Source organism: uncultured Mycobacterium sp. (genome assembly GCF_964249325.1).
Classification (GTDB): domain Bacteria; phylum Actinomycetota; class Actinomycetes; order Mycobacteriales; family Mycobacteriaceae; genus Mycobacterium.
Genome location: NZ_CAXUCH010000027.1, coordinates 22,865 through 30,595, shown reverse-complemented (window position 1 = coordinate 30,595; position 7,731 = coordinate 22,865). Strand labels below are relative to the sequence as shown.

Annotated in this window: 9 protein-coding genes; 5 read left to right on the top strand and 4 right to left on the bottom strand. The window is 66.3% G+C overall.

What is annotated here, in order from left to right; translation table 11 throughout:
• Positions 1-187 precede the first annotated feature (187 nt).
• A complete protein-coding gene (locus ACFE99_RS06025; protein WP_375483363.1) occupies positions 188-868 on the top strand; it encodes a DUF427 domain-containing protein in 681 nt (226 codons plus the stop codon).
• A gap of 5 nt (positions 869-873) precedes the next feature.
• On the opposite strand, the gene ACFE99_RS06020 is transcribed toward ACFE99_RS06025, so the two are convergent.
• On the bottom strand, positions 874-1,755 hold the full coding sequence (locus ACFE99_RS06020) for an acyl-CoA thioesterase (protein WP_375483361.1): 882 nt from the start codon (positions 1,753-1,755) through the stop codon (positions 874-876).
• 44 nt (positions 1,756-1,799) lie between these two features.
• Positions 1,800-2,720, bottom strand: a complete 921-nt coding sequence (locus ACFE99_RS06015) for an LLM class F420-dependent oxidoreductase (protein ID WP_375483359.1) — start codon at positions 2,718-2,720, stop codon at positions 1,800-1,802.
• A gap of 163 nt (positions 2,721-2,883) precedes the next feature.
• On the opposite strand from ACFE99_RS06015, the gene ACFE99_RS06010 reads away from it, so the two are divergent.
• Genes ACFE99_RS06010 through ACFE99_RS06000 form a run of 3 tightly spaced genes read left to right on the top strand, consistent with a single transcriptional unit; the run spans position 2,884 to position 5,021 of the window.
• Positions 2,884-3,372 (top strand): SRPBCC family protein, encoded by a 489-nt coding sequence (locus tag ACFE99_RS06010; protein ID WP_375483357.1) that lies wholly within the window; start codon positions 2,884-2,886, stop codon positions 3,370-3,372.
• Complete coding sequence (locus tag ACFE99_RS06005) at positions 3,356-4,189, top strand: SMP-30/gluconolactonase/LRE family protein (RefSeq protein WP_375483355.1); 834 nt, start codon at positions 3,356-3,358, stop codon at positions 4,187-4,189. Before ACFE99_RS06010 ends, ACFE99_RS06005 begins: the two co-directional genes overlap by 17 nt.
• A gap of 19 nt (positions 4,190-4,208) precedes the next feature.
• Positions 4,209-5,021: a thioesterase family protein gene (locus ACFE99_RS06000; protein WP_375483353.1), complete on the top strand. Its 813-nt coding sequence runs from the start codon at positions 4,209-4,211 to the stop codon at positions 5,019-5,021.
• Positions 5,022-5,044: 23 nt separating this feature from the next.
• Here ACFE99_RS06000 and ACFE99_RS05995 read toward each other — a convergent pair whose 3' ends face one another.
• Positions 5,045-5,719 carry an SDR family NAD(P)-dependent oxidoreductase gene (locus ACFE99_RS05995; protein ID WP_375483351.1) on the bottom strand — a complete coding sequence of 225 codons (675 nt, stop codon included), beginning with the start codon at positions 5,717-5,719 and terminating at the stop codon, positions 5,045-5,047.
• A 123-nt stretch (positions 5,720-5,842) separates the two neighbouring features.
• Between ACFE99_RS05995 and ACFE99_RS05990 the strand changes: the two genes are divergently transcribed.
• Entirely contained in the window at positions 5,843-6,379 is a 537-nt protein-coding gene (locus tag ACFE99_RS05990) for a TetR/AcrR family transcriptional regulator (protein ID WP_375483349.1), read from the top strand.
• Here ACFE99_RS05990 and ACFE99_RS05985 read toward each other — a convergent pair.
• Positions 6,376-7,716, bottom strand: coding sequence for an FAD-binding oxidoreductase (locus ACFE99_RS05985; RefSeq protein WP_375483371.1), 1,341 nt, complete (start codon positions 7,714-7,716; stop codon positions 6,376-6,378). The genes ACFE99_RS05990 and ACFE99_RS05985 overlap by 4 nt on opposite strands.
• Between the last annotated feature and the right edge of the window lie 15 nt (positions 7,717-7,731).

Below are 7,731 nucleotides of genomic sequence, written 5' to 3'. Positions count from 1 at the left end.
AACATCCAAAACCACAAACCTTAACCGCCAACTATGCGGAAAACGGGCCTAGGCCTGGGCGGCATGCAGGCCGACAGCATTGCGCTCGAAAGAAAGGTGTGCGGCGAGGCGTCGCGGCGCTCGAGGATCTTGAAACCGTCCCGCTGCTACAGAAGGCGCTCGCGGACAACGACCGTAGGATCGTTACGTGAGTCTGGTCGCCGGGCGAGGCCCGCTGAGCAGCAATCCTGCCGGCTGGTTCGCCCCACCGCTGCCTGACCGCCCGGTGTACGTCGAGCCGCATCCGCGACGGGTTCAAGGTTTTCGCGATGGGCAGATCGTCATCGACACCGAGCGGGCCCTGCTGGTGCATCGACGGAATCGTCCACTCAGCTATGCATTCCCCGCCGACGAGGTCGACGGGCTACCCAGCGAGCCGGTACCCGAAGCGCGAGGCTTCGTCCATGTGCCCTGGGATGCGGTCGACACCTGGCTCGAGGAGGGCCGCAAGCTCGTCCACTATCCGCCCAACCCGTATCACCGGGTCGACTGCCGACCGACGAAGCGCCACCTGCGCGTCGCAATCGCCGGCACGACATTGGTCGACACCGACGACACCGTGATCGTTTTCGAGACCGCGCTGCAGCCGCGGCTCTACGTGAATCCTTCGCATGTCCACACCGACGTACTGCAGCGGACCGAGACGTCGAGCTATTGCAACTACAAGGGTTTCGCGACGTATTGGCGGGCCGTCGTCGGCGACGTCGTTGTCGACGACGTGTCCTGGAGCTACGTGGACCCGCCGCCCGAGAGCCTGCCGATCAAGGGCTACCTCAGCTTCGATGAGACGCTCGCCGACGTCGTCGCCGAGCTGCCGTTACAGCCGTAACGCGGTTATAACCGCGCCTGGGCTTTGATCGCGGTGTCGGTCTGCCGCAACGGCCGGATCAGCGCTTCCTGGGCGAACGACGCGATAAGTTCACCTTCTTCGGTGTGCACCGCGCCGCGCACATACGACATGCCCGCCCCGACCTGGGTGCTCTCATGCGTGTAGAGCAACCACCCGGTCCACGACACCGGCTCATGGAAGCTGGCCGCGATCGTCATCGGCGCGGTGGACACGGTCAGATGGGCCTGGCTGGTGCCGATGCCCTCATGGGCGCGCATCGTGGTCGAGATCCCAAGGTGGCCAGTGAAATACGCGACGAGCGCCTTGGCCAGGTCGTCACGGGCGGGGATCGGGTCGTAGTGCACCCAGGCATACAGCTCCGGCGGCCCGACCTCATCGGGGCTATTGACGTCGACCACGTCGACCAGCCGCACTTCCCGGCCGACCATCGGCATCGGGGACGGGTTCGCCGCAGCTGGTGGTGCCACCTCGGGACGAGGCAGATGGTGGCGGATGACGTCCGGCGACGGGACGTCGGCCAGCGCAGTCACCGTGATGCAGCGCCGGCCGTTCTGCTGCACCGAAACGACGGCGGTGGCGGTAGAGCGGCCCTCGTGTACGACGTCGATGGCGAATTCGACCGGCGGGCCAACCATCACGGCGCGGGCGAAGACCGCGTGCGCTGAGCGCACCGACTTGTCCGGAAACCGTTTGGCCACCGCGACAATCGCCTGCGCCAGCACCTGCGTGCCCTCCACCACCTGCCGGTCGTCCTGGCCGGCGATACTGGTCTCGCCGGTGAACCGATCGGCCTCCGCGGGCTGCACGTCGAACAAGTCAAGTAGGCCGCTAACCGACCAATGCGTCTGCTCCGATTCGGTGGTCACACACGGAGAGTGACATTTCCGCCGAAACTTGTGAAGGCTTACCGTTAGGCAGCGTCGATCACCAGGGTCCGGAACCGGTCGATGGTCTCCAGCACGTGCGCCAGGCTGTCACCGGGCAAGCCGACCTGCACCCAGGTGACGCCCAACGCGGCCAGCTTGTCCAGGCCGGTCAGGTAGGCGTCGGCATTGAAGTCCTCGTTTGCCGGGCTGCCGCCGTCGAAGTTCGTGAATACCACGTCAGTCGCCGACCAATCTCGCCCCGCTGCGTCGCAGCGGCGGCGCAAATCCTCGATACCGGCGGCAAGGCGCTCGATCGAGTCGATGGCCGCCGTGCGAGCCGTCGCAGCCAGCCCGGCAGGGGCAGGGAAAGGACACCAGCCGTTGCCGTGCTTGACCACGCGTTGGCGGGCCGCCCCGGTATTGCCGCCGATCCAGATCGGGGGATGGGGCTGACTCACCGGCCGCGGGTGGGCGGTGATGCCGCGGGCGGTGAAGTGCCTGCCGTCGAAGGACAGGTCGTCGGTGGTCCACACGGCGCGGATCGCTTCCAGCGCCTCGTCGAACAGGTCGGCCCGCTCGTCGTAGTCGACTCCGAGGGCAGCGAACTCGCGTTTGAGATAGCCCACGCCGACCGCCAGAGTGAACCGGCCACCGGACAACAAATCCAGCGTCGCGCCGCACTTGGCCACCAGGAAGGGGTTTCGGTACGGCAGCACCACGATGTTGGGAATCAGCCGCAACGTGCTGGTGCGCGCGGCGGCGAAACCCATCGCCACGAACGGGTCCAGCGCATCGTGACCGCCGGCGTCGAGCCAGCGTTGCGTGGGAGCCGGATGGTCGGTGAACCCGAACCCGTGGAACCCGGCCGCTTCAGCTGCCGCGGCGACCGTGGAAATACCGTCCCCGCAGACCAATTCCGGATGGTACGGGTGGCTGTGCATCGGGTGAGTGATCGAGAAATACATGCCGCTGCACCGTCACGACCAGTCGATACGGCCGCGCCGGCAAGACCGCTGCGTACTGTAGCTGTCATCCACGCTAGGCACACTACCCGCAGAACCCGCGTGACACTCGTGCGCTAGTCTGTAAAGCCGCGGTTGGTGTCGTCGCAGTAGGAGGGGCAATCAATTGGGCATCGTCACCATCAGCTCCGAAACGGCGTTCCGTCATCCCCCGGAGACCATCTACGACTTCGTCACCAATCCAGCGAACTGGACTAAAACCTATCCGGGCAGCGCGCAGATCACCGACCTGCCGGACAAGCGCCCGCTGCAGGTCGGCGACACCTGGGCGGAGACAGGCCCGGACAGCAACCGAATCTTCACCTGGCATCTGGCAATTGCCTTGCGGCCCAAGCTATTTGTGTTCAACTCGGTCGGCCGCCTGGGTCATGACCACAACGGCGACCGCGGCCTGGACGGGCGGATGACGATTGAATACCACTTCACTACTCCCGGCCATGGCCTCACGCTGTTCACCCGGACGATGACGCTCGAGGCGTACAAGGACGCGCCGCTGCCGGACACTTTCTCCCAGATCGTCAACCCCGCCCACATCGACGCCTACCACGGCGCAATCGCACGAGAATTGGATGCATCGCATGTCGTCGCCCGTTGACCAGCTGACGCGATTAGCCAAGGGCTTCTGTTTCGGCGAAGGCCCGCGCTGGTTCGAAGGACTGCTGTGGTTCTCCGACATGCTCGGTGAGGCGGTGCACACCGTCACCCTAGGCGGCTCGATGACGACGTTGCCGCTGCCCGGGCACAGCCCGTCCGGGCTGGGGTTCCGGCCAGACGGCTCGCTGCTGATCACCTCGACCGAAGACCGGCTGGTGTTGCGCTACGACGGCGACGCGGTGACCACGATCGCCGACCTCGCGGCCGAAGTGCCCGCCAACCTCGGCGACATGGTCGTCGACCAGGCCGGGCGCGCCTACATCGGATCGCAGGCCTTCGAGGGTGGCGTCATCGTGCGCCTGGATACCGACAACTCGGTGACCCTCGTCGGCGACGACCTCGAGTTCCCCAACGGCATGGTGATCACCCCGGACGGTCGTACCTTGATCGTCGCCGAGTCCATCGGGCGACGGCTGACCGCCTTCACCATCGCGCAAGACGGTGCCCTCAGCGACCGCCGGGTATTCGCCGACGGGCTGGACGGCCCGCCCGACGGTATCGCGCTGGACGCCGAGGGCGGCGTGTGGACTGCGATGACGCTGGCGCACCAGTTCGAGCGGATCACTGCCGGCGGCACGGTGACGGATCGGATCGACATCGGTGTGCGCGCCGCCATCGCCTGCACCCTGGGCGGGCCACAACGGCGCATGCTGTTTCTGCTGTCGAGCACCGATGCGTACCCCAAGCGTGTCGCAGGAACCCGGCTCTCCCGGCTCGACACCATCACCGTCGACGTCCCCGGCGCCGGCCTGCCGTGACCCGCCGGAAAGGTGAAGTATGACTGACTCGTACTACGAGCTGGTCGACGCTGCTGATCCGCTGGGAGAGAAGTTCAACGCGACCGATCTGGTGCGAAGCACCTGGTCGGCGGCGATCCAGCACGCCGCACCGGTGTCGGCGCTGTTGGTGCGGGCACTTGAGCGCTGCGCCCGCCGCGACGACACCCGGCTCAGCAGGGTTGTCGTCGACCTGTTGGGACCGGTTCCGGCCGAGGGTGACTTCTGGGTCCGCTCACGCGTCGAACGCCCCGGCAGACAGATCGAATTGGTCAGCGCCGAGATGCTGGGCCCGGGACCAGACGGTCAATCAAGACCCGTCGCCCGTGCCAACGGGTGGCGGCTGCAGCAGCTCGACACTGCCGACGTGGCGCACTCGGCGGCGCCGCCGCTTGGCCCGCTAGCTCAAGGCCGCAGCCGCAACCTAGAAAAGGATTTCGACCGCAACTACGTGCACAGCCTGGACTGGCGTTGGCTGACCCCGCCGCTCAACGCAGGCCCGGGGGAGTCGTGGATCAAACCGACGGTAAAACTCGTCAACGGTGAAACCATGACGCCACTGGAGCGACTCTTCGCGGTGGCTGATTGCGCCAACGGCATCGGGTCGAAACTCGATATCACCACATGGACTTTCCTCAACAACGACCTCGTGGTGCATGTGCACCGCATCCCGGAGGGCGAGTGGATCGGCATTCGCGCCGAGACCAATTACGGCGCGGACGGCATCGGAACAACGATCGGCACCCTGTTCGACGATCGCGGAGCGGTAGGCGGCATTCAGCAGTCAGTGTTGGTGCGCCGGCGGTCCGGTTAGTCCACGGGTCGGGTTGGCAACGGTCATCGAACCCTTCGCTCGTTGGTCGGTGCCGATGCGGGGAGATGTGAAATGACCTCGACGAGGCGCAATTGCATGGGTTCGCGGGAGCCGACCATCGCGGCGACCACGCATGCCACGTCGTCGGGTGCCACGCGGCCGCGGGGATAGCCGGAGCGCAGGATCGATGCCCGCACGCCGGTGCCGACGAATTCGGCGTCCAACCCCGATAACCACGCGTCGAGCGCTCGCCGGCACGCCGCAGTCGTCGGCGGCGTTGAGCGGGCAAGGATGTCGGGACTCAACAGAACAACGTCGCCGCGTCCACGCCGCATCATCGGCGGAATCACTTGTGCCGCAAGGTGTTGCGCACCAACCACATGCGCTTTGCCGGCCGACAGGCCAGCGTCGGTGACAAGCACGTCCACCTCACCGACGAGATAGCGCGCAGACTCGACGAACCTATCGATCGACGAGGTTTCGGCGAGGTCGAGGTGGGCGGCGAACGCCGTCGCGCCCTGGGTCCGAAGGCAAGCGGCAAGTCGCTCACAGATGTCGGGGCGCCGACTGCCCATCAGCACCAGATCACCGCGCTGAGCCAATCGAGCCGCCATGGCGCGAGCGACCGGTGACGATGCTCCGGTGACGACGACGGCGCGGGGAGGACGGGCCGGCACGGTGGCCTCGGCTTCAGTCACGACGAGCGTCTAGGATTTGGTGGTCAGCTACCTCGTTTGCGGGCGGAACGTCCCCCGCTAAAAACCAAGACAGTGGCACTGAAACAGCGTGACACTTCGACCAAATTTTGTAAAGTTTTGGATGTGAACCACCCGTCGACCGCTGAAGCCGACACTTCGACCCGGCAGCGCATTCTCGCGGCCACCGCCGAGGTGATCAGCCGCAACGGCAAACGTAAGCTCAGCCTCTCCGACGTCGCCGCGCAGGCGCACGTCTCGCGCCCAACCCTCTACCGCTGGTTCGCGTCGAAAGAGGAGTTGCTGGATGCGTTTTCACGCTACGAGCGGCAAAATTTCGAAAGCGGTTTAGCCCGGGCGACGGCTGGTCTCAAAGGTGCCGATAAGCTCGACGCCGCGTTACGATTCATCGTCGAGTACCAACACTCCTACTCGGGTGTGCGCATGGTCGACATCGAGCCCGAGCATGTCATCGCGCAGTTCTCCCGGGTCATTCCGGAGATGCGCGAAGGACTGCAACGCCTGCTTCCAGGGCCCGGCGGCGCCGTGAAGGCCGCAGCCGCAATACGGATCGCGATCTCGCACTACATGGTGCGAAGCGACGACGCCGACCAGTTTTTGGCGCAGCTGCGCCACGCGGTGGGCATCAAAGCACCCGATTAGTCGAACAGCACCGCGGCGTTGAGGTAGCCGGTTGGGTCGAAAGCCCGCTTGACCGTCCGCATTGCCGCGATATCGGCCGGTTGGCGCGACATGCCGACGTAAGCCCGTTTGCGGCTGCCCACGCCATGTTCGGAGCTGACGTTGCCGCCGCAGCCGGCGATCAACTCCATCATGGCCCCGTACAGTTCGCGTTCCTCCTCGAGCGCGCAGCGCAGCACATTGAGATGCAGATTGCCCTCGCCGATGTGGCCGAACAGCAGCGGCAGCGCGTCGGGAGCATGGCGGTGCACCAGCTCGGCGGCCTCCTGCGCAAATCCGCTGACGGCCGACAGTGGCAGTGATACATCGAATTTCACCGGCGGCCCATACGCATTGAGAACGTCGGACACTGACTCGCGTATCCGCCAGAGCCGCTGCTGCGCACCGGCGTCCACACCGACCGCGGGCTCACCGCACATCGACACGGCGTCCCAGGCGTCGGCCAGCCGCGGAGTCTGGTCGTGATCGCCCGCCAACTCCACCAACAGCAGCCAGTCCCCGCTCACCGGCGCGGCTACCCCGAAGCGTTCTGCGGTTAGGGCACTGGCTTGGCCGTCGATCAGTTCCAGGGCCGCGATGCCGTCGAGATCGCGGAATACTCGGCCGGCATCGACCAATGCGCCGAGGTCGGCGAAGCCGCACATCGCGGTCACCCGGTGCGACGGCGCGGGGTGCAGACGCAAGTCGAGCGCGGTGATGACGCCGAGAGTGCCCTCGGCGCCGACGAACAGCGCGGGCAAGTCGTAGCCCGTGTTGTCGGCACGCACCCTGCTGTGCCGGCGTAGCACCGAGCCGTCGGGCAACGCGATGTCCAAGCCGAGGACCTGCTCGCGCATGTTGCCGTAGCGCACGGTGCGCAGTCCGCCGGCATTGGTGGAGGCCATGCCGCCGACGGTCGCCGTGTCGCGGGCGGCCAAGTCGACGCCGAAGACCAGTCCGGCCGCATTCGCGGCCCGCTGCACTGCGGCCAGAGTGGCCCCGGCGCCGGCGTGGAGGCGGCGCTCGATGCTGTCGACCGGGCCGACGGTGTTCAGTCGCTCGGTGGACAGCAGCACATCGCCGTGCTCGGGAACGGTGCCGGCGACCAGCGAGGTGCATCCGCCTTGGACGGTGACGGGTACCTCCGCATCGCGGCACATGCGCAGCACCTCGGCCACCTCGTCGGTGGAGCCGGGACGCACCAGCGCACTCGCTTGGCCGCGATAGCGACCGGTGTGGTCGACACCGCGGGCGGCCAGCACGTCGGGATCGGCGATGACGTGCTTAGCGCCCACGACCGTTGCCAGCCGCTGCAGCATGCTTGTGGTCATCGG